Source organism: Pseudomonas sp. GW460-12-10-14-TSB1, assembly GCF_017349775.1.
Classification (GTDB): domain Bacteria; phylum Pseudomonadota; class Gammaproteobacteria; order Pseudomonadales; family Pseudomonadaceae; genus Aquipseudomonas; species Aquipseudomonas piscium.
Genome location: NZ_JACNAC010000003.1, coordinates 1 through 24,172, shown reverse-complemented (window position 1 = coordinate 24,172; position 24,172 = coordinate 1). Strand labels below are relative to the sequence as shown.

General features: G+C 63.9%; 27 protein-coding genes. 8 read left to right on the top strand and 19 right to left on the bottom strand.

The window, feature by feature from the left end; translation table 11 throughout:
- Positions 1 to 130: 130 nt before the first annotated feature.
- From J4D52_RS02810 to J4D52_RS02765, 10 genes are all read right to left on the bottom strand, one after another.
- Positions 131 to 958, bottom strand: a complete 828-nt coding sequence (locus J4D52_RS02810) for a bifunctional 2-polyprenyl-6-hydroxyphenol methylase/3-demethylubiquinol 3-O-methyltransferase UbiG (RefSeq protein WP_025805417.1) — start codon at positions 956 to 958, stop codon at positions 131 to 133.
- 255 nt (positions 959 to 1,213) lie between these two features.
- Positions 1,214 to 2,206: a metal ABC transporter solute-binding protein, Zn/Mn family gene (locus J4D52_RS02805; RefSeq protein ID WP_102677841.1), complete on the bottom strand. Its 993-nt coding sequence runs from the start codon at positions 2,204 to 2,206 to the stop codon at positions 1,214 to 1,216.
- A complete protein-coding gene (locus tag J4D52_RS02800) occupies positions 2,207 to 3,106 on the bottom strand; it encodes a metal ABC transporter permease (RefSeq protein ID WP_009044895.1) in 900 nt (299 codons plus the stop codon).
- Positions 3,106 to 3,861 carry a metal ABC transporter ATP-binding protein gene (locus J4D52_RS02795; protein WP_102677840.1) on the bottom strand — a complete coding sequence of 252 codons (756 nt, stop codon included), beginning with the start codon at positions 3,859 to 3,861 and terminating at the stop codon, positions 3,106 to 3,108. The genes J4D52_RS02800 and J4D52_RS02795 overlap by 1 nt, the downstream gene beginning before the upstream one ends.
- Positions 3,858 to 4,787 (bottom strand): metal ABC transporter substrate-binding protein, encoded by a 930-nt coding sequence (locus J4D52_RS02790; protein WP_102677839.1) that lies wholly within the window; start codon positions 4,785 to 4,787, stop codon positions 3,858 to 3,860. The genes J4D52_RS02795 and J4D52_RS02790 overlap by 4 nt, the downstream gene beginning before the upstream one ends.
- A 35-nt stretch (positions 4,788 to 4,822) precedes the next feature.
- Positions 4,823 to 5,395 (bottom strand): DUF6162 family protein, encoded by a 573-nt coding sequence (locus J4D52_RS02785; protein ID WP_063432502.1) that lies wholly within the window; start codon positions 5,393 to 5,395, stop codon positions 4,823 to 4,825.
- Positions 5,392 to 5,736, bottom strand: coding sequence for a hypothetical protein (locus J4D52_RS02780; RefSeq protein ID WP_063432500.1), 345 nt, complete (start codon positions 5,734 to 5,736; stop codon positions 5,392 to 5,394). The genes J4D52_RS02785 and J4D52_RS02780 overlap by 4 nt, the downstream gene beginning before the upstream one ends.
- On the bottom strand, positions 5,733 to 6,254 hold the full coding sequence (locus J4D52_RS02775) for a thiamine pyrophosphate-binding protein (RefSeq protein ID WP_102677838.1): 522 nt from the start codon (positions 6,252 to 6,254) through the stop codon (positions 5,733 to 5,735). The genes J4D52_RS02780 and J4D52_RS02775 overlap by 4 nt, the downstream gene beginning before the upstream one ends.
- A 17-nt stretch (positions 6,255 to 6,271) precedes the next feature.
- Positions 6,272 to 7,483 (bottom strand): PepSY domain-containing protein, encoded by a 1,212-nt coding sequence (locus tag J4D52_RS02770; RefSeq protein ID WP_102677837.1) that lies wholly within the window; start codon positions 7,481 to 7,483, stop codon positions 6,272 to 6,274.
- A 298-nt stretch (positions 7,484 to 7,781) separates the two neighbouring features.
- Entirely contained in the window at positions 7,782 to 8,243 is a 462-nt protein-coding gene (locus J4D52_RS02765; protein ID WP_102677836.1) for a VOC family protein, read from the bottom strand.
- 283 nt (positions 8,244 to 8,526) lie between these two features.
- Here J4D52_RS02765 and J4D52_RS02760 point away from each other — a divergent pair, with 283 nt between their 5' ends.
- The 3 genes from J4D52_RS02760 to J4D52_RS02750 all read left to right on the top strand — a co-directional run bounded on the left by J4D52_RS02760 (position 8,527) and on the right by J4D52_RS02750 (position 11,268).
- Positions 8,527 to 9,750, top strand: a complete 1,224-nt coding sequence (locus tag J4D52_RS02760) for an SfnB family sulfur acquisition oxidoreductase (RefSeq protein WP_102677835.1) — start codon at positions 8,527 to 8,529, stop codon at positions 9,748 to 9,750.
- Positions 9,751 to 9,753: 3 nt separating this feature from the next.
- A complete protein-coding gene (locus J4D52_RS02755; protein WP_053280246.1) occupies positions 9,754 to 10,419 on the top strand; it encodes a methionine ABC transporter permease in 666 nt (221 codons plus the stop codon).
- Between the two features lie 78 nt (positions 10,420 to 10,497).
- Positions 10,498 to 11,268, top strand: coding sequence for a MetQ/NlpA family ABC transporter substrate-binding protein (locus J4D52_RS02750; protein ID WP_102677834.1), 771 nt, complete (start codon positions 10,498 to 10,500; stop codon positions 11,266 to 11,268).
- An 81-nt stretch (positions 11,269 to 11,349) separates the two neighbouring features.
- On the opposite strand, the gene soxR is transcribed toward J4D52_RS02750, so the two are convergent.
- Positions 11,350 to 11,805, bottom strand: a complete 456-nt coding sequence (gene soxR / locus J4D52_RS02745; RefSeq protein WP_063432489.1) for a redox-sensitive transcriptional activator SoxR — start codon at positions 11,803 to 11,805, stop codon at positions 11,350 to 11,352.
- 117 nt (positions 11,806 to 11,922) lie between these two features.
- Between soxR and J4D52_RS02740 the strand changes: the two genes are divergently transcribed.
- Complete coding sequence (locus J4D52_RS02740) at positions 11,923 to 12,288, top strand: antibiotic biosynthesis monooxygenase (RefSeq protein ID WP_025805401.1); 366 nt, start codon at positions 11,923 to 11,925, stop codon at positions 12,286 to 12,288.
- Here the strand turns inward: J4D52_RS02740 and J4D52_RS02735 are convergent.
- The 4 genes from J4D52_RS02735 to msuE all read right to left on the bottom strand — a co-directional run bounded on the left by J4D52_RS02735 (position 12,285) and on the right by msuE (position 16,488).
- Positions 12,285 to 13,391: a sigma-54-dependent Fis family transcriptional regulator gene (locus J4D52_RS02735; RefSeq protein WP_053280243.1), complete on the bottom strand. Its 1,107-nt coding sequence runs from the start codon at positions 13,389 to 13,391 to the stop codon at positions 12,285 to 12,287. The genes J4D52_RS02740 and J4D52_RS02735 overlap by 4 nt on opposite strands.
- 23 nt (positions 13,392 to 13,414) lie before the next feature.
- Positions 13,415 to 14,602, bottom strand: coding sequence for an acyl-CoA dehydrogenase family protein (locus J4D52_RS02730; RefSeq protein ID WP_025805399.1), 1,188 nt, complete (start codon positions 14,600 to 14,602; stop codon positions 13,415 to 13,417).
- 164 nt (positions 14,603 to 14,766) lie between these two features.
- Positions 14,767 to 15,915 carry an FMNH2-dependent alkanesulfonate monooxygenase gene (gene ssuD / locus J4D52_RS02725; RefSeq protein WP_063432488.1) on the bottom strand — a complete coding sequence of 383 codons (1,149 nt, stop codon included), beginning with the start codon at positions 15,913 to 15,915 and terminating at the stop codon, positions 14,767 to 14,769.
- Positions 15,916 to 15,924: 9 nt separating this feature from the next.
- Positions 15,925 to 16,488, bottom strand: coding sequence for an FMN reductase (gene msuE, locus J4D52_RS02720; RefSeq protein WP_025805396.1), 564 nt, complete (start codon positions 16,486 to 16,488; stop codon positions 15,925 to 15,927).
- 402 nt (positions 16,489 to 16,890) lie between these two features.
- Here msuE and J4D52_RS02715 point away from each other — a divergent pair, with 402 nt between their 5' ends.
- The 3 genes from J4D52_RS02715 to J4D52_RS02705 all read left to right on the top strand — a co-directional run bounded on the left by J4D52_RS02715 (position 16,891) and on the right by J4D52_RS02705 (position 20,511).
- On the top strand, positions 16,891 to 17,157 hold the full coding sequence (locus tag J4D52_RS02715; RefSeq protein WP_063432487.1) for a hypothetical protein: 267 nt from the start codon (positions 16,891 to 16,893) through the stop codon (positions 17,155 to 17,157).
- 320 nt (positions 17,158 to 17,477) lie between these two features.
- Positions 17,478 to 18,647: a cysteine desulfurase family protein gene (locus J4D52_RS02710; RefSeq protein WP_063432486.1), complete on the top strand. Its 1,170-nt coding sequence runs from the start codon at positions 17,478 to 17,480 to the stop codon at positions 18,645 to 18,647.
- Between the two features lie 55 nt (positions 18,648 to 18,702).
- Positions 18,703 to 20,511 (top strand): aminopeptidase P family protein, encoded by a 1,809-nt coding sequence (locus J4D52_RS02705; protein WP_063432485.1) that lies wholly within the window; start codon positions 18,703 to 18,705, stop codon positions 20,509 to 20,511.
- A 69-nt stretch (positions 20,512 to 20,580) separates the two neighbouring features.
- Here the strand turns inward: J4D52_RS02705 and J4D52_RS02700 are convergent, their stop codons facing one another.
- Positions 20,581 to 21,171, bottom strand: coding sequence for a 2-hydroxychromene-2-carboxylate isomerase (locus J4D52_RS02700; RefSeq protein ID WP_063432483.1), 591 nt, complete (start codon positions 21,169 to 21,171; stop codon positions 20,581 to 20,583).
- Between the two features lie 37 nt (positions 21,172 to 21,208).
- Complete coding sequence (locus J4D52_RS02695; RefSeq protein WP_025805390.1) at positions 21,209 to 21,949, bottom strand: SDR family oxidoreductase; 741 nt, start codon at positions 21,947 to 21,949, stop codon at positions 21,209 to 21,211.
- Between the two features lie 93 nt (positions 21,950 to 22,042).
- On the opposite strand from J4D52_RS02695, the gene J4D52_RS02690 reads away from it, so the two are divergent.
- A complete protein-coding gene (locus J4D52_RS02690; protein ID WP_102677833.1) occupies positions 22,043 to 22,612 on the top strand; it encodes a TetR/AcrR family transcriptional regulator in 570 nt (189 codons plus the stop codon).
- Positions 22,613 to 22,623: 11 nt separating this feature from the next.
- Here the strand turns inward: J4D52_RS02690 and J4D52_RS02685 are convergent, their stop codons facing one another.
- Together J4D52_RS02685 and rhtA are read right to left on the bottom strand one after the other, a co-directional pair.
- Positions 22,624 to 22,905, bottom strand: a complete 282-nt coding sequence (locus tag J4D52_RS02685; RefSeq protein ID WP_009050041.1) for a hypothetical protein — start codon at positions 22,903 to 22,905, stop codon at positions 22,624 to 22,626.
- A gap of 169 nt (positions 22,906 to 23,074) precedes the next feature.
- Complete coding sequence (gene rhtA, locus J4D52_RS02680; protein WP_007930397.1) at positions 23,075 to 23,962, bottom strand: threonine/homoserine exporter RhtA; 888 nt, start codon at positions 23,960 to 23,962, stop codon at positions 23,075 to 23,077.
- Between the last annotated feature and the right edge of the window lie 210 nt (positions 23,963 to 24,172).

The following is a 24,172-nucleotide window of genomic DNA, read 5'->3' as shown; positions in this document are numbered from 1 at the left end:
TTCGGAGAACGGTCGCTGGCGATCTTGAGATCGCCGAAGCCCTGGCGGGCTTATCGCAGCCTTTGGCAGCGGCTACAGGGAATAAAAAAGCCCGCTGGATCTTCAGGTCCAGCGGGCTTTTTTGTGGGCGTCAGATCGGGCGTTTGATGGCCTGCAAGGTGTAGCTCAGTGGCAGGCGCAAGGGCGCTTCCTTGAGGTGCCATTCGCCTTGTTCGTCACAACGCATCTGCCCGGGCAGGGCGTCCCAGGGGATGCTCTGGTGTTCCACCAGGCCGCTGATCTGCAGGCCGTGTTTGAGCAGCGCGCTGACGATTTCCCCCAGGCCGTGGTTCCATGCATGGGTCACCGTGGCCTTGAGCGGCCGGTCGGTGCTGACGTAGGTGCTGTCGTCGTCCCACACCAGCGGTTCGCTGTGCTCGAAGTAGGGCAACTCCACCAGCAGCGTATCCTCGCGCCTTTCGTCCAGGGCCCAGAGCATCGGGTGGCCTTCGCGGATAAACAGCCGGCCACCGGGCTTGAGCAGTTCGCTGACATTACGCGCCCAGGTATCGACGCTGGGCAGCCAGCACAGGGCGCCGATACCGGTGTAGACCAGGTCGAACGCGGCCTTGGGCAGCACCTCGGAGGCTTTGTAGACGTCGGACTCGACGAACTCGATAGTCGTATCCGTGCGCGCCATCAGGTTGCGGGCTTCGGCCAGGGAGGCGGGGGAGAAATCCAGCCCGGTCATCCGCGCGCCGAGGCGCGCCAGCGACAGGGTGTCGGTGCCGATATGGCATTGCAGATGCACGCCGCGCAGGCCGCTGATGTCGCCCAGCAGCGGCAGGTCGAAACGCACCACCTCGGACAGGTGCCGCGGGTCGTCGACAAACATCTGTACCTGGTAGTCCGGCGAGGCCGCGTGCAGCGGTGCGCGCTCGTCCCAGTTGGCCTGGTTGAGCTTGAGGTAGTCACTCATGAGGGGCTTCCTGTCCGTTCGATGGGAGAGCAGCACCCTAGCACCGGCGAGACGGGCGATTCTTGGGGGAATTTGTAAGCACTGGCAGGCGCCTGTAGCCGCTGCCGAGCCTCAGCGAGGCTGCGATCGCCCGCGGAGCGGGCGCCAAGCCAGACAACCCCACACATCAGACCGGCGTCCGGTCCACGGGGCTGCGCCCCGATCGCAGCCTGCGGCAGCGGCTACAGGAATCGCGGTCGTGCCCCTGTCACCCATTCAGGACTTGGCGTTCAGCGCCGTGGTCACCTGCTTGATGTTGTTCTCCAGCTCCGCCAGCGGGTCGGCGCTGTCGGTTTGCAGCACCAGCAACTGGCTGCCGGCGGCGCTGATGGCGGCCTTGATCGCGTCGGACGGCTGGCGGTGATGCAGGACGATGGCCACGTCGTTGTCCTTGAGCCGGGCTTGCAACTGCTGCAGCGCTTCGGCCGTCCACTCGTTGTCGGCGCGGGCGTCGACCTCCAGCAGTTCCAGGTTGAGCCCGCTGACCAGATACCCGAAGTGGTCGCTGAGGCTGAGCACGCTGAGGTTGTCGGCGTTGGCCAGTTGCCCCTCGGTATCGGCGCTGAGCTTGAGCAGGCGTTGCTTGAGGCTGGCCAGGTTGGCGTCGATCTTCGGCTTGGCGGCGGGGGCCAGGCGCACCAGGTCGGCGGCCAGCACATCGGCCATGCGCCCCAGGTTGTTGCTCGACAGCCACGGCTGGCTGCTCAGGCCATCGCTCTTGCCAGGTTGCAGGGCGACTCCGGGCAGGGCGCCGTCCACCGGGCGCGCGGCATCGACTTCGACGATGCGGATGTTGCTGCGCCGCGCGTTGGGGTACAGCGGGTCGTCCGGCCAGATCGAGCGCAGGCCGATCACCGCGTCGGCGTCGAGGGCCAGCTTGTGCAGCGCCGGGGCGCCGCGGCCGGTGAAGTAGGCGGTCTGGCGCGAGCCCGGCAGGTTGTCGGGGGCGGCGCGTTCGAGCTGCACATTGGTGCCTTGCAGCAGCAACTGGCCGAGGCCGAAGGTCACCGGTAGCGAGGCCAGTACGCTCAGCGGCTTGTGTGAGCTGGCGCTGTGCAGCGCCGTGGTGCCCAGGCTCTGGTTGGCGGTGACGCGCATGGGTTCGAAACGGTCCGGCTGGGCCAGGGCCGGAGCGCTGCTCAGCCCGCCGAGGGCCAGGGCCAGGGCGATGGTCAAGGGTGGTGTCAGGTGACGTAGTGAACTGTGCATTTATCCGATATTCCCTTTGAGGCTGGGGACAATGCCGCGGGCAATGGCGGCCAGGGCGAAGGCGACACCGGCCACCAGGATGATTGCGGCGCCGGAAGGCACCGGCAGGTCGAAGAGGATCGGCAGCAGGATGCCGCACAGGGTGCTGACCGTGGCGATCAGCACCGAGATCCAGAAAAAGCCCTTGAGCGACTGGCTCAACAGGCGCGCGGCCGCCGCCGGAATCACCAAAAGGGCGCCCACCAGGATCGCGCCTATGACTTTCACTGCGGCCACGGTGATCAGGGTCACCAGGATCACGAACAGGTAGTCCAGGGTCTTCACCGCGACGCCGCGCACCGCCGCCAGTTGCGGGTTGAAGCTGGCCAGCATGATGCGGTTGTACAGCGGCAGGCTCAGGCCCATCACCAAAGCGCCGACGATCAGCAGCACCAGCAGGTCGTTGCCGTTGACCGTGAGCACCGAACCGAACAGCACGTTTTCCAGGATGTGCACGTTGATCTTGCCGGCGAGGATCAGCAGCAGGCTGGCGCCCAGGGCCAGGGACACCGAGAGGAACACGCCGATCAGGGTGTCCGGCGCCAGGCCGGTGCGGTTGCGCAGGTAGTTGAGCAGGATGCCGAACAGCAGGCAGTAGCCGAACAGGCTGCCGTACGGGCCGGTGTAGGGCTCACCGAGCAGAATGCCGATGGCCACGCCAGTCAGGGCCGCATGGCCCACCGCTTCGGAGAAGAACGCGAAGCGCTTGACCACCACCAAGGTGCCCAGGCCGCCCAGCACCGGGCCGATGAGCAATCCGGCGAGCAGGGCGTTGACCACAAAACCATAGGCCAGGGCTTCCGGCAGGTAACCGGAGGAGGCCCAGCCCTGGATCATCAGACGAAAGGCTTCGTAACTCATCAGGCAACACTCCCGCTGACGACGTCCGCGCTGCGCGGGTGGGTGGAAAACAGCGTCAGCAGGCGTTCCGGGGTCAGCGCCTGCTGCGGCTGGGCGTCGAACAGTACTCGGCGATGCAGGCCGGTGACCCGGTCCGCCAGGCGGCCGACCGCTTCCAGGTCGTGTTCGATCCACAGCAGGGTGATCCCGGCCTGGCGCCAGTCGCCGAGCAGGCGCTCGAAGACCTGGATGCCGGCCTCGTCGAGGGCCGACATCGGTTCGTCCAGCACCAGCAGTTGCGGCGCCGGGATCAGCCCCTGGGCCAGCAGCACCCGCTGGCGTTCGCCGCCGGACAGGGCGCCCATGCGCCGCTTGCGCTTGTCCTGCATGCCGACCCGTTCCAGGGCCTCGCCTATGGCCTTGGCGTAATGCCGGCTGAGGCCGAGGAAGGCCGGGCGGCGCTGGCACATGGCGGCCATGAAGTCGTCGACGGTCATCGGCAGGCCGCGATCGAATTCCAGGGCTTGCGGCACATAGCCGATCACCCCCGGTTCGCCCGGCCATTGCAGGCTCAACTGGCCCTGGTGGGGCATCTGCCCGAGCAGGGTCTTGATCAGCGAGCTCTTGCCGCCGCCGTTGGGGCCGACCAGGGCATGCAGGGTGCCGGGCTGCACCTTGAAGTTGACGTTATCGAGGATGGTGGTGCTGCCCAGAGTCAGGCTGACCTGGTCGAACTCGATGGACGGGCCGCGGGCCAGGCTGTGCAGGGCGGTCATGCGCCGGCCTCCTGGATCGCCCGGACCACGGTGTCGAGGTTGCCGGCCATTTCCTTCTCGTACTTCTCTGCGCTGTAGTCGCCATAGGAAATGTGCGACAGCGGGTACAGCTTGACCCCGGACTCGCGCTGGATGGTGTCGACGTAGGTGGACGGGAAGTCCATCTCGGAGAAGATCACCTTGACGTCCAGCTCACGCAGTTGGTCGATGGTCTTTTTCAGCTGGCTCGGGCTGGGCTCGATGCCGTGGGCCGGTTCGACCACGGCGGTGACTTCCAGGCCGAATTCGCGCAGCAGGTAGTCGTAGGCGGCGTGCACGGTGGCCACCCGCAGGTCGGCGTTGGGCGCCTTGGTCAGCTTGGCCAGGGCGTCGGCGCGCATCTGCCGCAGGCGCTTGCCGTAGGCGCGGGCGTTCTGGGTGTAGGCCTTGGCGTTGGCCGGGTCCATCTTGCCCAGCTCGCGGGCGATGTTGTTGACCTGGGCGATGGAGGCGCTGATGGACAGGAAGGTGTGCGGGTTGACCACCTTGCCGGCGCCGCGCGCGGCGATGCCGGTGGCGGCCAGCAGCGGCACGTTCTGGTTGGACTCGATCACCGGGATGTCCGGGCGTTCGCTGGCCTCGATCATGCGGTCGGCGAAGTCGTCGTGGCCGACGCCGTTGAGCACGATCACGTCCAGGGTGCCGATGCGCTTGATGTCTTCGGCGCGCGGCTCATAGGCGTGGGGGTTGAAGCCGGCGGGAATCAGCGGCACGACGTCGGCCTTGTCGCCGACGATGTTGGCCACATAGCTGTAGTAGGGGTGCAGGGTGATGCCGATACGCAGGCGCTTGGCCTGGTCGGCCGTGGCGAGAGGGCTGAGCAACAGGGCGAACAGGCTGACCAGCAGCACCCGCAGGAACGGGCGGCGTTGAGATGAAATAGGCATGGGCTAGCAGTCTTCTCTCGGGTGAATGCGTGGGTTCAGTGGCGATGCTGGCGGGTCACTCCGGCATCGAATTGCGCGACCACCTGCTGCCAGCCGGCACTGGCCAGGGCGGCGTCGCTGAGGTCGTCGGGGGCGGCGAGGGACGGGCCGCGGTTGAGCCAGATATCCGGGGCGGCGGCCGGGTCGGCAGCGATACGCATCAGCAAGGAACCGGCCACTGCGTTGTCCTGGCTGAGGCCGACATAGGCCTGTTGCCGCAACTGCCAGACATGCCCACCACGGCTCACCGAACTGGCGTCCTGGGCAAAGGGCGCGAAACCTTCCTCGGCCAGTTGCTCGGGCGTCGGCAGGGCCTGGGCTTCTTCGCGCAGCAGGCGGATTTCGTCGAGGGTCACCCGCAGGTCGGCGTACAGGCCCTGCTCGCCGGCGGTGAGGTCGCGGCGGGCGTCCAGTTGATGGCTGTCGACGCTCGCCACTTCGCGGGTTTCGCCGCGCCAGAGCACCACGGTGCCGGCCACACTGAGGATCAGCAGGCACAACAGCAGGACGTAGAGGGTTTCATGGCCGGCGCCGGCCGGGCGCACGACTTGGCTGGTGGAGGTGTTCATGGGGCCTCGATGTCGGCTTGGTCGATCTCGACCACGTGGCCGGGGCCGGCGTCGAACAGCACATAGAACTCGGCGTCGGGTTTCTTGAAGGTCAGGGTGGAGTCGGCGCCCAGCTTGCCGGGCACCAGGATGGTTTCGTCGTAGCCGATCACGTCCAGGGTCACCCCCGGGGCGCCGCTGCCATCGGAGAAGCCGCCGGTGCAGCGGATCTGCTCGCCGTCGATCTGCTTGCACTCGCACATCGGGTTGTGGGCCAGGGCGCCGCCACTGAACAGAGTGCTGGCGAGCAGGAGCGTGCCGGCACCGAGCAGGCGCAGGCGGGCGGTGGGTACAGCAATCATGGTTTGCCTCCTTGTTTGTTCAGCCAGGCGAGGGTCGCCGGGGATGCCTGGCCCAGGGGGATGGCCGCCTGGTGCATGCTGCCGTCCCAGCCTTCCATGGTTATCCACAGCTCGGCGTCGGCCTTGGTCTTTTCCGGAACGGGCAGGCTGGCCCCCATGCGGTATGGGGTGCCGAAGAAAATCACCCCGGCGGCGCGCAGGCTGCGGGGTTTGCCGATGCGCAGGTAGGTGGCCTTGACCTGATCGATGCAGGCGTCACACAGGGCGGCATTGAAGCCTTTCATATAACCGGCCGGCCCCTGGAGTTGCGGCGCTTCGTTACGCAGTTCGGCCAGGCGCAGGCTCCAGGGGCCGACTTGCACTTCGCCCACCTCGCGTTCGCCCAGGCCGCTGTCGCCACGGGCCAGCGCCGCGTCGGCAAAGTACTTGGGCATGAAGCCAAGGGGGATCAGCAACAGCAGGATGTTCAGGTGGAAACGCCATTTCAGCCAGAACTGGCGCAGGGGCGAAACCGGCATTGGGTTATCTGTCTTGCTCACAGGTTGCCCTCCGGCGTGTCGCGGTGCAGGGCCGCAACCGGGCGCTGGGCGAGGGTGGGGCGCGCGGGCTTGTTGCTGCGCTTGAGGGCGGCGGCGGTGGCCAGGGCGGTGCGTTTGGTCCAGATCAGCAGGCCGCTGAGCACCATCATGCTCAGCAGCAGGCCGAAGAAGAACCAGATCAGCTTGATCCAGATGCCGCCGAAGTCACCGGTGTGCAGCGGGCGCATGGACTCGGTGACGAATTCCAGGGCCGAGCGATGGGACAGCAGGTGCGTGGTATCGACCGAGCCGCTGTAAGGGTTGAGGTTGGCGGTCTGGTACATCAGCGGGTACCAGCCGCGGCCGCCGATGAACAGATGGCTGTAGGCATTGCTCGGCAGCATGACGAAGCCGACCTCGAAGCCCGAGATCTGCTGGGTGGCGATGCGGATGGCTTCATCGACGCCGATCATCGGCGCCGGGCTGCCGTCGGCGGAGGTGGGCACGTTTTCGCGGGCGATCACCGGCACTATGGGTTCGCTGGAGAGGGTGATCTGGTTGTCGCTGAGGATTGCCTCGATCAGAAACCAGGTGCCGGTGATGGAGATCACTGCGATGAACCAGATCGACCAGATGCCGCTCAGGCGATGGAAATCGCCCCAGAAAATCCGCGCGCCGTGGCGCAGGCGCAGGGTCGGCTTGAGAAAGCCCTTCCAGAACTTCTTGTAGACCACCAGGCCCGTGACCAGCGACGCCAGCATCGGCAGGCCAAGCAGCGATACCAGGTACCAGCCCCAGCTGTAGCCGTTGGTGAAAGGCACCAGCCACCAGCCATGCAGGGCACGGGTGAAGGCCTGGAAGTTGAACTGCGGGCTGACACCCTGGATGACCCCAGTGTACGGATTGACGTAGACCTCGACGGAGCGGCCATCGGGGTAGTTGACGCCCACGGTCAGGGCGAAATGCGTTTCGTCGGGGGTCCTGATGCTATTGACCAGAGTCTGCGGTTCGGCCTGTTTGATGGCCTTGACGATCTGGTCATAGCTCAGCGGTTGGGCGTCGCCTGTGGGTTTGCTGGCGCGGATGTCGGGGTTGGCCAGCCAGACGATTTCCTGGCTGACCACGGCCAGGGTGCCGGTGACGCAAACGATCAGCACAAAGAACCAGATGGGCAGCGCCAGCCAGCTGTGAACGAGAAACCAGATTTTCGAGCGGGACTTCTTCGACATTGAGCACGCGTCTTGATTCGAGGAGTGGAGCCGCGGGCGTCTGCTGAGCCCGGAGAGAAACCCGCGGCGTAGCCTTCGCCAACGCGACCTGCTGCATCTAATTAAGACGAATGAGAATCGTAAATCCCGAAAGACGATATGAAAGTAAATGTTTCCGCGCGACCAATGGCGTGCAAAAGGCCGGCGCTGTGGGGCGTTGGGGGGGCGCTATCGCGGGCCAGCCTCGCGCGCTTCTTCTGTAGGAGCGAGCGGGCGGTGATCCGACTGGCCCGCGATCAAGGGTTTTCAGGCACAGGGCTTATCCCTGCTGTTGAAACATCTCCATGGCCCGCTGCTTGATCTGCTCTTCGCTCAGGTCTTCCTTGCGGGTGGCGAGAAACCACAGGTGGCCGAACGGGTCTTTCAGGGTGCCGCTACGGTCGCCGTAGAACTGGTCCTTGACCTCGGACACCACCTGGCCGCCGGCGGCGATGGCCTGGGCGAACTGTTTGTCGACGTCGTTGACGTACAGGTGCAGGCCGACGGCAGGCGATTTATCGGGATTGCTCAATGGGCCCTGATCGCAGGGTGTTCCCAGCATGATCGGGCAGTCGCCGATGCGCAGCTCGGCATGGCCGACACTGCCGTCGGGCATGTCCAGGCGCATGACCTGGATGGCGTCGAAGGCATTCTTGTAGAACTCGATAGCCTCGGCAGCCTGGGTAATCCCCAGGTAGGGCGTGATGCTGGGGTAACCCTCGGGGATGGGTTTGACACTCATCTCAGTTCTCCTTTCTTGTCTGGGTGTTCGTCGAAGTGAACCTGGCCGGTTCTCCGGTCGGTTCACTATAGGCCCGGGTAGCCGGCAGCCCGGCGCGGGCCGACGAGGTGTTGCTCGGGCAACAGTCCTGGGTGTTCGGTGGCCAACAGCGATCCAGCAATTTGCCCCGAAGCCTGGGGGCGTGAGTCCTTTGGTGGGCACAAACCCTTGAATTTGGGGGTAAATCTTCCGGCACAGAAGCTGCAGTGAGCCTGGCAACCTTTAATTCGCCCGAGAGCGTTGTATGCCTGTCTTGCCTGAATCTGCCGAGTACTCCATTCACTCCCCTAATGCCCATGTGATTGGCGATGCCGCCGAGGCCCTGGCGGTGGCCGAGCGGGTCGCCGCCGTCTTGCTGGAGCAGGACGCCGAGCGCGACCGCACGCGCCAGGTGCCGGCCGAGGTGGTCGACCTGTATTCCAACAGCGGTCTGTGGGGTATCAGCGTGCCGAGGGAGTTTGGTGGTGCCCAGGTGTCCTATGCGGTGCTGGCCCAGGTGATCGCGATCATTTCGGCGGCCGACCCGTCGCTGGGGCAGATCCCGCAGAACCATTACTGCCTGCTGGAGGACATCCGCCTGCAAGGCAGCGCCGAGCAGCAGGCGCACTTTTTCACCCTGGCGTTGCAGGGCCATCGTTTTGCCAATGCGCTGTCGGAAACCGGCGGCAAGAACGTGCAGGACATCCAGGCCACTGTGCGCCGCTCGGGGGAGGGCTATCTGATCAATGGCCGCAAGGGCTACTGCACCGGCTCGCTGTACGCCCACTGGCTGGCGGTGCTGGCCCTGGACGAAGAGCAGCGAGCCCAACTGGCGTTCGTCGAACGCGGCACGTCAGGGCTGGCGGTACTTGACGACTGGGACAGCATGGGCCAGCGCACCACCTCCAGCGGCACGGTACTGGCCCAAGACCTGCGGGTCCCGGCGTTCAACCTGTTCCCGACCTATCGCTCCTATGAGACCCCGACCCTGGCCGGCCCCTTTGCCCAGCTGACCACTGCCGCCATTGACGCCGGCATTGCCCGTGCGGCCCTGCGCGACACCATTGCCTTCGTGCGGCAGCACGCCCGGCCGTGGATCGACGCCGGGGTGGAAAAGGCCAGCGAAGATCCGCTGACGATCATTCAGGTCGGTGCCCTGGACATTCGCCTGGAGGCCGCCGAAGCCCTGCTCGAACGCGCTGGCAAGGTGCTGGATGCGGCGCGTTCGGCGCCGGATGCGGAGAATGTCGCCCAGGCGTCGCTGGCGGTGGCCAGGGCCAAGGTGCTGACCACGGAAATCGCCCTCGAGGCCAGCAACAAGCTGTTCGAGCTGGGCGGTACCCGCTCGACCCTGAAACAGCACAACTTCGACCGCCACTGGCGCAACGCCCGGGTGCACACCCTGCACGACCCGGTGCGCTGGAAATATCACCTTGTCGGCAACTGGCTGCTCAATGGGGTCAAGCCGCCGCGTCACGACTGGTCCTGAGCCATGGCCGAACTGTTCAAGAACATCTATTGGGCCGACATCGGCCAGGCCTGCCTCGACACCCTGAGCATGCTTGGCGCGGCGCTGGGTTTTACCGTGCTGCTGGGGCTGCCGCTGGGGGTGTTGCTGTTTCTCACCGGCAAGCGCCAGTTGCATGAGTCCATGGGCGTCTACCGGGTGCTGTCGGTGCTGGTGAACATGCTGCGTTCGCTGCCGTTCATCATCCTGCTGATCGTGTTGATCCCGCTGACCACGCTGCTGGTGGGCACATCCCTGGGGGTACCGGGGACCATTCCACCGCTGGTGGTGGGCTGCACGCCGTTTTTCGCCCGGCTGGTGGAGACCGCACTGCGCGAAGTCGATCGCGGCGTGGTGGAGGCAACCCAGGCCATGGGCGGCAGTACCTGGCAGATCATTCGGCACACCCTGCTGCCCGAAGCTCGTGGCGGGCTGCTGGCGGCGGTCACGGTGACGGCCATCGTGCTGGTGGATTACACCGCCATGGCCGGGGTGATCGGTGGCGGCGGGCTCGGTGACCTGGCGATCCGCTACGGCTACCAGCGCTTCCAGACCGACGTGATGGTGGTCACTGTGGTGCTTCTGCTGGTGCTGGTCCAGGCCCTGCAAATGACCGGCGACCGCCTGGTGGCGCGCTACAGCCGGCGCTGAACTCATTAGCGAAAACCAAAAAACATGGCCCTACGTGCGCCCCACGACGGCTGTCTGTATCTGCCTTAGGAGCAACCCATGAAAAAGACCCTGGCCCTGTTGGCCGCTGTGCTGTCCTTGAGCGTTCACGCCAACGAGAAACTGGTGGTGGGCGCTACCCCGGTGCCCCACGCCCAGATCCTCGAATTCGTCAAACCCGAGCTGGCCAAGGAAGGCGTGGACCTGGACATCAAGGTGTTCACCGACTTCATCCAGCCCAACCAGCAACTGGCCTTGAAGAACCTCGACGCCAACTACTACCAGTACCGGCCGTTCCTCGATGATTTCAACAAGACCCGGCACACCGACCTGGTGCCGGTGGTCGGCGTGCATATCGAGCCGTTCGGCGCCTATTCGACGCGGATCAACAGCATTGCCGAACTCAAGGACGGGGCCAGCGTGTCGATCCCCAACGACCCGGTGAACGCCGGCCGCGCCCTGGTGCTGCTGCACGAAGCCGGGCTGATCAAGCTCAAGGACCCGAGTAACACCCTGGCCACCCAGCGCGATATCCTCGACAACCCCAGGCACTTGAAGATCCGTGAACTGGAAGGCGCCTTGCTGGCGCGTTCGGTGAGCCAGGTGGACCTGGCGTTCGTCTTCGCCAACTACGCCCTGGAAGCCGGGATCGACACCAACAGCGCATTGATCGTGGAGAAGGGCAAGGATCTGTACATCGAGTTCCTGGTGGCCCGGCCGGACAACATCAAGGATCCGGGCATCCAGAAACTGGCCAAGGCATTGAACTCCGACGCGGTGCGCCAGTTCATCCTGACCCGCTACAAGGGCCAGATCGCTCCGGGTTTCTGAGTCAGCCCTTGCTGTGCGGTGCGTCTGTGAGGACGCCATCGCGAGCAAGCTTCGCTCCTACGGGGGCGACGGGTTGCGGGATCAGTCGGTTTCCAGCAATTGTGCGCCCGGGCCGCGTTCGCCCAGTTGGTCGCCCTGGTTGCGCAGCGGGCAGTCTTGCATCGACAGGCAACCGCAGCCGATGCAGCCATTGAGGCGGTCGCGCATCAGGGTCAGTTGCTTGATCCGTTCATCCAGCTCATGGCTCCACTGCTCGGACAACCGCTTCCAGTCGGCGGCTGTCGGTGCGCGGTGGTCCGGCAGGCTGCGCAGGGCCTGGCCAATCTCGGCCAGGGGAATGCCCAGGCGCTGCGCCACCTTGATCAGCGCCACCCGGCGCAGCACTTCCCGCGGATAACGGCGCTGGTTGCCGGCGTTGCGGTTGCTCTTGATCAGCCCCTTGGTTTCATAGAAATGCAGCGCCGTGACCGCTACGCCACTGCGGGCGGCCACTTGGCCGACGGTGAGTTCCTTATGCATGGTTTCGGGGCTGAGCATGCAGCGCTCCTGCGGGTGGGGAATGAGAAAAGTTGCTTGACCTTTACTTAACTGGAGGTTTTACCCTGCAGGCCTTCGAATCACAAGATTCCGTTTATCCGTCAGTGGGGACTCGCCATGCGTGCGCTTGAGCAAAACCGCAGTTTTACGCAATTGATCGAATTCGAAATCGAACCTCATCAGCAATCTGGCCTGGTGTCGGCGCTGTCCGAGCAGACCGAGTGCCTGGCCCAGGGCTACCCGGGGTTCCTGAGCGGCAGCGTGCTGGCCAGCGACGACGGCCGGCGGGTGCTCAACTACCTGCAATGGCAAACCCGGGAAGCCGGCGAGGCGGCTTTCCAGAGTTTCGAGAAGGGCGAACAGGACTTCTGGCACCTGATCCGCGCCTATCAGGCCAAGACCGTGACTTTCGGCTCGTTCCAGGTGGTGCGCAGCATCGAGCGCAGCCCGGACAACGCGCTGCACTGCCGCTTGGCCAGCTAGATCGACAGTTGCAGGGTGCGCTCGTGCTGGCCAGGTTTTTCCAGCGGACGGCGCTTGTTCACCGCCAGTTCGCCGATCTTGATCAGCCGGGTGCGGGTGACGTTGCGGCTCAGGCCCAGCAGGTTGGCGGTGTGCACCTGGTTGTAGTGGCTGAAACGGTAGGCCGCGCGCAGCAGCGCATCCTCGACCTTTTCATGCAGGGCGCCGGCCTGTTCCTCGAAGAGTTTGTGGAAGGCCCGCTCCAGCAGGGCTTCGGCTGAGTCGTCGTGGCTGTGATGGCTGTCGTCCTGGCGTTCGATGCGCATGTTCGACAGGCGCAGGTCGTCGCGCTCGATCACGCCGTCGCGGCAGATCAGCAGGGTGTGGTGGATGACGTTTTCCAGTTCGCGGATATTGCCCGGCCAGCTGTAGCTGCGCAGCTTGTGCTCGGCCTCGCTGCTGATGGTCACGGCGCCGTAGCCCAGGCGCTGGCTGTAGGCTTCGATAAAGTGCCGGGTCAGCGGCAGGATGTCGCCGGGGCGTTCGCGCAGCGGGCTCAGTTCCAGGCTGACGACGTCGAGGCGGTAGTACAGGTCCTCGCGGAAATGCCCGGCGTTGATGGCCTTCTCCAGCTGCACATTGGTCGCCGCCAGCACCCGCACATCGATGGGAATGCTTTTTCGCGAACCCAGGCGCACCACTTCGCGCTCCTGCAACACCCGCAGCAACTTCACCTGGATCGCCATCGGCAGGTCGCCGATCTCGTCGAGGAACAGGGTCCCGCCATTGGCCTCTTCGAACCAGCCGGCCTTGGCGCTCAGGGCGCCGGTGAAGGCGCCTTTTTCATGGCCGAACAGCTCGGCCTCCACCAGCGACTCGGAGAACGCACCGCAGTTCACTGCCACGAACGGTCGGTTGCGCCGGGCGCTGAGATTGTGGATATGGCGCGCCACCAGCTCTTTACCGGTACCGGTTTCGCCGATGATCAGCACGCTGGCCTCGCTCGGCGCGACCTGCTGCAGATGCGCCAGCAAGGCCTGGGATTTCGGGTCTTCGAATACCTGGGCGGTGGCCCGGATCGAGGTGGCCAGGGCGGGCGAGGGCGGTAAGGTCAAAAGCTGCATGGACAAGCTCCGGGAACAGAAGGCTAGGAATAGAAAGTCGGGGTCGGCAGGGACTGGTTCAGGGCCCAGTCGCCCAACTCATGGAGTTTGTAATCCACCGGGTCGTGCAGGGTTTGCGTGCGCAGGTTGCGCCAATGCCGGTCCAGGCGCAGGGAGGCGTGGGTGGAGCGGGCGCCGGTGACCTCGAACAGGCGGCTGCACAGTTCCAGGCCCTGGCGCGTGGTGGCGACCTTGGCGGTGGCGATGGCCGTGGCCAGGTGGCCGCGTTCTTCGGCGCTCAGGTTCGGCCCCTTGGCCCAGGCCTTGTCCAGCAGCTCCGCGGCGCGCTCCACCAACAGGCGCATGCCTTCCAGGGCCACCCAGAAATCACCGTAATGGCCCAGCACATAAGGGTCCTGATGGGCCTCTTGCGCGCTGGACTTATGCCAGGGCCGGGTTTCGGTGAGGGTGTACTGGCGGGCTTCTTCAAAGGCCCCTTCGGCGATGCCGAGGAACATGTGGGTGAAGGTCAGCTGGGCGATCAGCGGACGCAGGCAGGCAAAGGGCGTGCTCAAGGGACCCGGGTCCAGCAGCAGCTCCGATTCCTCGACCCGCACCCGCTCGAAGCTGGCGCTGCCGCTGTCGGTCTGGCGCTGGCCCATGTTGTTCCAGTCGTTGTGCAGGGTGATGCCGCTGCGGCCGCTGGGGATGGCGGCGATCAGCAGCTTGCCGCCGTTGCTTTCGTCGACCGCCGAGGCGATGAGCATTTCCGAATCGCTGGCGCCGGAGCAGAAGCTTTTCTTGCCGGAAAACTCGCGCCAGCCGCCAAGGTTCTTCACCAGGGTACGGGTGTCCAGCGGGTTGAGGGCGTTGCCCCAGAACCAGTTCTTGCGCGCGGTCTGTTCGAACCAGGGTTGCCATTGTTCCGGGCGGGCGAACAGGCGCACGGTGGCCAGCATCAGGTGATGGAAGCCGAAGACGTGGGCGATGGAGCTGTCGACCTTGGCGAACTCGCGGACGATGTTCAGGGTCTCGCTCCAGCTGGCGCCGAGGCCGCCGTACTGGGTGGGAATGCTCAGGGCCAGCAGCCCGCTCTGGCGCAGGGCGTCGCGCTGGGCTTTCGGGGTTCCGCCGCGCTCGTCGCGTTCGACGGCGGTCAGGGCAAACTCGGCCGCCAGCTGGCGGGCGGTCTGCAAGGGGGACAACAGGGCGCTTTGCGGCTTGGCAGTCACGCGGTGTTCCTCGTTCGGGGCCGGTTGTTGGGCCGTGAAATCGGTGGGGCTATCGGGAAGAGCGAGCAAGCTGCAGATTGTTTCTGTAGGAGCAGGGGGGACGCCCAGTTCTTGCCCGCGATAGCGTTCTGTCGGGCGACCCGGGTAGCAGGCCGCCACGGCCATCAGCCTCCAGCCACTTTCGCCGGCAGCACATCATTGGCGATCATTTCGCCAAACGGCCCGGTGAGGTTGGTCACACCACGTCCGGCCAGGCTGGCGTAGGGTTCCGGCAGCAGCGGGAACACCAGCTCGGCAAAGCGATAGGCTTCTTCCAGGTGCGGGTAGCCGGAGAAAATGAAGCTCTCGATCCCCAGGTCCGCGTATTCCTTGATCCGCGCCGCCACCTGCTCGGGGTTGCCCACCAGCGCAGTGCCGGCGCCGCCCCGCACCAGGCCGACGCCGGCCCAGAGGTTGGGGGCGATTTCCAGGTTGTCGCGCCGCCCGTCGTGCAAGGCAGCCATGCGCCGCTGGCCTTCGGAGTCGAAACGCGAGAAGGATTTCTGCGCGGCGGCGATGGTTTCGTCGCTGATGTGTTCGATCAGCTTGTCCGCGGCCTTCCAGGCCTCTTCCGAGGTTTCGCGCACGATCACATGCAGGCGGATACCGAACTTCACCGTGCGGCCATGGCGGGCGGCACGCTCGCGCACATCGGCGAGTTTCTCGGCGACGGCGGCTGGTGGTTCGCCCCAGGTCAGGTAGACATCCACCTGTTCGGCGGCGAGGTCATGGGCGGCGTCCGAAGAACCGCCGAAATACAGCGGCGGATAGGGCTTCTGCACCGGCGGGTACAGGGCCTTGGCGTTCTGCACATGCAGATGCTTGCCTTCGAAGTCCACGGCTTCGCCTTGCAGCACCCGGCGCCAGATCCTCAGGAATTCGTCGGTGACTTCATAACGCTCGCTGTGGCTGAGGAAGCTGCCGTCGCCGCGGTTCTCGTCGGGGTCGCCGCCGGTCACCACGTTGATCAGCAGGCGGCCGTTGGACAGCCGGTCTAGGGTGGCGGCCATGCGAGCCGAGACGGTCGGCGAGATGATCCCCGGACGAATCGCCACCAGGTAGCGCAGGCGTTCGGTCAGGGGCACCAGCGCCGAGGCGATCACCCAGGAGTCTTCGCATGAGCGCCCGGTGGGGATCAGTACGCCGTGATAACCCAGGCTGTCCGCGGCCTGGGCCACTTGCTTGAGGTAGTTGAGGGTGACCGGGCGCGCGCCCTGGGTGGTGCCCAGGTAATGGCCGTCGCCGTGAGTCGGAAGAAACCAGAAAACATCCATGACAGGTCCTTAAGCGATTTTCAGCAGATTTTTCGGATGCACGCCGAACAGGGGCGCGGCGCGTTCTGCCGCAAGGCGAATGCGGGCCTTCAAGGGCTCGCTGGTTATCTGGTAGTTGGCGAAGTCGGCCTCGGTGGCATAGACCCCGATGGGCAGGGTCAGGGCCTGGAAGAAACTGAACAGCGGCCGCAACTGGTGATCCAGCACCAGGGCGTGACGCTCGCTGCCCCCGGTGGCGGCCAGCAGCACCGGGGTGTCGATCAGGGCGTTGAGGTCGATCAGGTCGAACAGGTGCTTGAGCAGGCCCGGGTAGGAACCGCGATACACGGGCGCTGCGACGATCAGCAGGTCGGCGCTTTCGATGGCCTGCAACTCGGCTTCGACTTCCGCCGCCAGTTCCTGACGGGACAGGGCCGCGCCCAGCGGCCGGGCGATGTCGCCCAGTTCGATGAGCTTGCTCTCGATCGGCAATTGCCCCGCCAGTTCGGCGAGCAGCGCCTGGGTCAGCACCAGGGTGCGCGAGGGGCGCCAGGTTCCACCGGACAGGGCAACGACTTTTAATGGACGCGACATGATCAGTTCCTTTGTTGAACAGGGCTCAACGAGCAGTGAGTAGTCCCAGGGCTTGAGCAAGAGCTGTACCAGCGACGCAAAGCCTTGAGTGGCGGGGCTTGTGGCGCTGTTCCAGGATCAGGCTGTTGTTGGGAAGACACTGTTTTGTTGATTGGCTGTTGCCTGGCGAACAGTTGCTCAGGCAACAGCAGGCGACGCGATGGACCTGTTATAAAGGCTTACTGATATTCCTAAAAAATACTTTATTTCCATATTTATAGTTATTTTTGGAATATAAAAGGGTGATATGGACCGCGATAGGAGTAATCGATAGCCACTATCGAGCGTGATGATTTCTGTCCCGGGAAGGGCGCCGGTAGCCTGTGTTCATTGCCTCGCAGCCCAGATCCAGGAGCCTTTGCCATGAACCCTTCGCTCGTCCTTTCCCTGCTTGTCGTCACTGCGGTGCTGGCCGGTTGTGCCAGCCAGCCGGGCCCGGAATCGCGCCCATACACCGCCGAGGAAACCCGCGAACTGGCGCTGGAAGCACTGAACCGGCGCGGGCTGTCCTTTGACGAATACCAGCAGAAGAAGGCCGAGCTGCTTGCCCCGCAGCGGACCTATGGTTTCGACCGGCAGGGGGAAATGAACGCCGAACACAGCGTGCCCCTGCATGGCCGTGCCAGCTGAGTTGTCGATCTGCCGCAGCCCTGCCCGCAGAGGCTGATGGACAGCCGATGGCAGTTGGCAAAACCCTGTGATGATTTTCCCGCCTCCCGCCTTGTTCTTCGGCCCCTTGGCCGAACCTCGCTTAACCCGGCTCCCGGAGCCTGTTAAGCTGCCCCTCGGGAGCGTTCCTACGCACTTTTAAATGAAGTTGTTCTTCTTTAACTGCATCCGATCGGGTATTGCTGACGGTCTGCCGTTTTTGCGTTGCTGAAAGGGCGCGTATCAGCGTTCGGCACCGAGCGAACCTTGATCCTGGAACAGGCTCTGCGGGTATTTTTGCGATGAATAAACGTCCTCTCTATTTCGACTACGCCGCCACCACGCCGGTGGACGAGCGAGTCATTCAGGTGATGGTGGAATGTCTGGGGTTCAAGGGTAACTTCGGCAATCCAGCGTCCAGTTCCCACGCCTTCGGCCAACAGGCCCGGCGCAGCGTCGAGCTGGCGCGGCAGCAGGTCGCCCAGCTGGTGGGCGCGGCACCCGAGCAGATCGTCTGGACCTCCGGCGCCACCGAATCCAACAACCTGGCGCTCAAGGGCGTGGCCCAGGCCCGGGGCGTATCCGGCGGGCACATCATCACCAGCCAGATCGAACACAAGGCCATTCTCGACACCGCCAGCCAGCTGCAGGCCGCCGGCGTGGCAGTGACTTACCTGGTGCCGGACAGCGACGGGCTGATCACGCCCGAGGCGGTCAGTGAGGCCATGCGCGACGACACTTTTCTGGTGTCGCTGATGTTGGTCAATAACGAACTGGGCACGCTCAACGACATCCCGGGCATTGGCCGCGTGGTCCGCGAGCGCGGGGCGCTGCTGCATGTCGACGCGGCCCAGGGCGCGGGCAAGGTGGCGATCGACCTGGCGCAGTGGCCGGTGGACTTGATGTCCTTTTCCGCCCACAAGATTTACGGCCCCAAGGGCATCGGCGCGCTGTACGTCGGCCCTCGCGCGCAGCAGCGCCTGCAGGCGCAGATCCACGGCGGCGGCCATGAGGGCGGTTTGCGCTCCGGGACGCTCGCGACCCATCAGATTGCCGCCATGGGCGCCGCCTTTGCCCTGGCAGCCGAGCATTTCGACGAAGAGGCGGCGACCATCGCCCGTCTGCGCGAGCGCCTGCTCGAACAATTGGCCGATGTGCCGGGGCTGCGCTTGAACGGCAGCCCGGCCCAGCGCATTCCCCATACCTTGAGCCTTACCTTCGGTGAAGGGGAGTTCAACCCGGCGGCCCTGAGTGCCTCCATCGCGTTTTCCGCGACCTCGGCCTGCAACTCGGCGAGCAATGCGCCGTCCCATGTATTGCTGGCGCTGGGGCTCGACGCCCGGGCGGCGGGTCGGACCATCCGCCTGAGCCTGGGGCGTTTCACCACCGAGCAGGACATCGATCAGGCTGTCCAGCTGATCAAGGCTTCATCCGCCAGTGCACCGGCGTTCTGGGCGGTTGCCCAACCCTGAGGGCCGATGCCCTCGGTATCCAATAACAATGATTCACCTGGTAGCAGGAGACACAATGAGTACGCAGCCCTTGACCAATGGAGTGGTCCCCCAGCGCCTGGCGCGCACCCGTGAGCTGATGAGCCGCGAGGGCATTCATGCCCTGCTGGTGCCGTCGGCCGATCCGCACCTGTCGGAGTACCTGCCCGGTTACTGGCAAGGCCGGCAGTGGTTGTCGGGCTTTCACGGTTCGGTCGGCACCCTGATCGTGACGGCGGATTTCGCCGGGGTCTGGGCCGATAGCCGTTATTGGGAGCAGGCGACCAAGGAACTCAAGGGCAGCGGTATCGAGCTGGTCAAACTGTTGCCGGGTCAGCCCGGTCCGCTGGACTGGCTGGCCGAGCAGACCCCGGAAGGGGGCGTGGTCGCGGTCGACGGCGCGGTGATGGCGGTGGCTTCGGCGCGAACCCTGGGCAACAAACTGCAGGAGCGTGGTGCTCGCCTGCGCACCGATATCGATCTGCTGAACGAGGTCTGGAGCGATCGCCCGAGCCTGCCGGATCAGCCGATCTATCAGCATTTGCCGCCTCAGGCCACGGTCAGCCGGGTCGAGAAGCTCGGCAAGTTGCGTGAAACCCTGAAAGAGCGAGGCGCGGACTGGCATTTCATCGCCACCCTCGATGACATCGCCTGGCTGTTCAACCTGCGCGGCGGCGACGTCTCGTTCAACCCGGTGTTCGTCTCCTTCGCCCTTATCAGCCAGCAGCAGGCGACGCTGTTCGTGGCGCTGAGCAAAGTCGATGACGCCTTGCGCGCCGTGCTGGAGCAGGACAGCATCAGCCTGCGTGACTACAGCGAAGTGGCCGCGGCCCTGAGTGCGATCTCCGACGGCACCAGCCTGTTGGTGGATCCGGCGCGGGTTACCGCCGGTTTGCTGGATAACCTCGGTAGCGGCGTGAAGCTGCTGGAAGGCCTGAACCCGACGACGTTGGCCAAGTCCCAGAAAAGCCTGGCTGATGCCGAGCATATCCGTCAGGCCATGGAGCAGGACGGTGCGGCGCTCTGCGAATTCTTCGCCTGGCTGGAGTCGGCCTGGGGCCGTGAACGCATCACCGAACTGACCATCGACGAGCACCTGACCGCGGCCCGCACCCGTCGCCCCGGCTACGTCTCCCTGAGTTTCAACACCATCGCCGCGTTCAACGCCAATGGCGCGATGCCGCATTACCACGCCACTGAAGAAGAGCACGCAGTGATCGAAGGCGATGGCCTGCTGCTGATCGACTCCGGCGGCCAATACCTGGGCGGCACCACAGACATCACCCGCATGGTTCCGGTCGGTACTCCGAGCGCCGAGCAGAAGCGCGATTGCACGCGGGTGCTCAAGGGCGTGATCGCCCTGTCCCGGGCGCAGTTCCCGCGGGGCATCCTGTCGCCGCTGCTGGACGCCATCGCCCGCGCGCCGATCTGGGCCGAAGGCGTGGACTATGGGCACGGCACCGGCCATGGCGTGGGGTACTTCCTCAATGTCCACGAAGGCCCGCAAGTGATCGCCTATCAGGCGGCACCAGCACCGCAAACCGCGATGCAGCCAGGGATGATCACCTCGATCGAGCCGGGTACTTATCGTCCGGGCCGTTGGGGCGTGCGCATCGAAAACCTGGCGATGAACCGTGAGGCAGGCACTAGCGAATTTGGCGAGTTCCTCAAGTTCGAAACCCTGACCCTGTGCCCTATCGATAGCCGCTGTCTGGAGCCTTCGCTGCTGACCCAGGACGAACGTGAGTGGCTCAACGCCTACCACGCCGAAGTGCGTCGGCGCCTGAGTCCGCTGCTGCAGGGCGCGGCGCTGGAGTGGCTGAATACCCGTACCGCCACCCTCTGAATGTGAATCGCGCTGCCAGCCTAAAGCCGGCAGCGCGAATTGCATTGCTTGTCGTGCAGACGCCTTGGCTTAGCTCAGGGCTTCGAGGACAAAGTCCAGGCGATCCTGGCCGAAGAACAACTGGTTATCGACGAACATGCTCGGCGCGCCAAACACGCCGCGCTGCAAGGCTTGTTCGGTCTTGTCCTTGAGGGCGTTCTTGACCTCTTCATCGTTGGTCAGGGCCAGCACCTCTAGGGGATCGAATCCCCCCTCACTGAGTACCGCTGCCACCGTGGCCTGATCGTTCAGGTTGCGCTTCTCGACCCAGAGTGCGCGGAACAGGCAGTCGATAAAGGCAACGAACCGTTGCGGATGTCGCAGCTGCATGCCAGTCACCGCGCGCATCAGCAGCAGGGTGTTGATCGGGAAGTGCGGATTGAACGCCAATGGCACCTCATAACGTCTGGCATAACGCGCCAGGTCCTGAAGTGTGTAGCGCCCTTTGGCGGGGACGCTGATCGGCGATGCGTTGCCAGTGGCCTTGAATACGCCACCGAGCAACATGGGTTGATAAATCAGTTGGCTACCTGTCTGGGCACAGATCTTCGGCAGTTGGGTGTAGGCCAGGTAAGAGGTCGGGCTGCCCAGGTCGAAAAAGAACTCGACGGTTTTGCTCATCGGTGATGCTCCCTTTTTGTTGTTGTGGAGGAGGGGGTTACCAGCGTTCGTTCCAGGGCCGCAGATCCAGCTCGAAGGTCCAGGCATCCCGTGGCTGGCTGTGCAGATGCCAGTAGTTGTCGGCGATGTGCTCGGGGTTGAGGATGCCGTCTTCATCCTTGAGCGCGTACTTTTCCGGGAAACTGTTGCGGATGAAGTCAGTGTCGATGGCGCCATCGACCACCACATGAGCAACGTGGATATTCATCGGCCCCAGTTCGCGGGCCATGCTTTGCGCCAGCGCGCGAATGCCATGCTTGGCTCCGGCAAAAGCGGCAAAGCCCGCTGCGCCACGCAAGCCTGCGGTGGCGCCGGTGAACAGGATGGTTCCGCGTTTGCGAGTGACCATGCGCTTGGCCACTTCTCGCGCATTGAGGAAACCCGAGAAGCAGGCCATCTCCCAGATCTTGAAGTACTTGCGCGCTGTTTCCTCGAGGATGCTGCACGGCACGTTGGCGCCAATATTGAACACCAGGGCCTCGATCGGGCCGATCTCGCTCTCGATCTGTTCGATCAAGGCAATCACTTCTTCCTCTTTTCGAGCATCGCAGGCAAACCCGTGGGCTTCGCCTCCCGATTGCTGGATGGCCTCTACCAGTGGCTGCAACTTGTCCGCGCTGCGTCGGGTGACACAGGCCACAAGACCTTCCTGGGCAAAACGCTTGGCAATTGCACCGCCTGTGGCATCGCCGGCTCCGACGACCAAAACGACTTTCTTGTTCTCTGTAGCTGTAGTCATGGTGGGATCGCTCTATTGGTAAACGGTCGTTAACTAAACGAACGTTATGCTACGATTCACCAAGCGTCAAGGCGAAGAGAGGAGAGGGGCGTCATGCGTTATTCAGCCAGTCACAAGCAGGAAACCAGAGAGCGATTGCTGCAGAGCAGCGCGGTGTCAGCCAAAAAGGAAGGGTTTTCGACTGTGGGTGTCGATGGCCTGATGAAAGCGATCGGGCTGAGTGGCGGTGCGTTCTACAGCCACTTTTCGTCCAAGGATGAACTGTTCGGTTCGATTGTCGAACGGGAACTGAGCCAGAGCCTTGAACGTCTGGGCGCCGATGGCGAGCAAAGCCGGATGCGGCTTGAACGCTGCCTCAAGCATTACTTGAACATGGCGCATCTCGAGAGTCCTGAAACAGGCTGTGCGCTGCCAACCTTGGGCGCGGAAATTTCACGGGCGGACGAGGGGGTTCGACAGCAGGCAGAGGAGTGGATTTGCCGCTTGCAGCAGAGTTGGGCGCGTACCCTGGGCAGCGATAGCCTGGCCTGGTCGATTCTGTCGCAATGTGTGGGGGCACTGGTGGTGGCGCGAATGCTGGTCAGTCCGGACATTCAGCGCCAGGTCCTGAAATCGAGCCATGACGAAATTGTTCGTCAGTTGCCAACACAGGATGTGCAGTAGGCAGGTGCTGCCTACTTGCAGATGACGATCATGCTGCGGCTGGTGTAGCCGGCGGGGTTCAGGCCGAAGGGGTAATCACCCGGATCCTCCACCGTATCGCCGGACTTGGCGATCACTTTGTAGCCTTTGGGGCCACAGGAGGTAGCAGCACTGGCGTAGCATTTGTCCCAGGAGGAGGACAGGCCGGAGCAGTTGATATGTAGGCCCTTCTTTCCGCGCTTGACCTCGGTTTTCGAAGTTGCGGCGCAACCTGCGATGGCAAGTACGGCTAACAGAATCAAAAAACGTTTCATTCCTGTCCCTATTGCTGATCCCGGATCTGTTGTCCAGGTTCGACTGCGTTGGCTGTCACTTTGGCGTCTGTGCGGTCCTTGCCTGAAAAATCCATGACTGGCGCTGAGTTACAGCGCCTAAACATGGCCTAATTGAGCGGCAAATACCAGAGCTATGTACAACCGAGAATCAATCAGCCGCTACCAAAGGTTTCGATTCGCTGCGCATGGTCAGGGTCGCGCCCACTGACGCCAGGATGATGCAGGCAATAGCCAGCCACTGCGCCAGAGACAGGAATTCGTGGAGGAACAGTAGCCCGGACAAGGCGCCGAAAGCTGGCTCGATGCTCATCAGCGTGCCGAAGGTTCTCGCCGGCATTCGGGTCAGGGCAACCATCTCCAGGCTATAGGGGAGGGCGGTGGAGAGAATGGCGACACCTATGGCGATGGGAATCAGGCTGGGCGTCAGCAAGGCGGCCCCGGCATGCACGATACCGATAGGCGCGACGAACAAGGCGGCGATCATTACGCCCAGTGCTGCGGTCTGGATGCCGTTGTCGGCCCCGGCCTTTTGCCCGAACAGAATGTAAAGCGCCCAGCACACACCAGCCCCCAAGGCATAGCCCGCGCCGATCAGGTCGATGCCGGCGCTCGTATCGCTGGTAGGGATCAACAGCAGCAGGCCGATAATCGCCAGGGCAATCCAGAGAAAGTCGATGGCTTTTCGCGAAGCATAAATGGCCACGGCAAGCGGGCCAGTGAATTCCAGGGCGACGGCGATTCCCAAGGGAACGCTGCGTAGCGACATATAGAAGAGGAAGTTCATTCCGCCCAGCGCCATTCCGTAGACGATGACCGTGCGCAGGGACTTGGCGGTGAGCTTGGCGCGCCAGGGGCGCAGCAGAAGCAGCATGATGATGCTGGCGAAGATCAGGCGCAGTGTTGTGGTGCCCTGCGCGCCCACGATCGGGAACATGCTTTTGGCCAGTGACGCACCGGACTGGATGGACGCCATGGCAATAAGCAGCAGTCCCACCGGGAACAGGGTTGAGGCTAGGCTGCGGGGCTGGTCATTCATGGCAAGGCATCATCCGGATCAGGGGGGTGGGTTCGGTGCGCCAACATGATGCTCAACTAAGAAGGCTTGAGCAATATATTGCTCATGGTGTTTCTGCTCTTCTTATATAGAGGAGGATTCATCTGTTTTTGCAGGTTATTGATAGAAAAGACAAATTAGGGGTTGACGGCAGATTCTACAGGTCTATAATTCGCCCCACTTCCGGCGCAG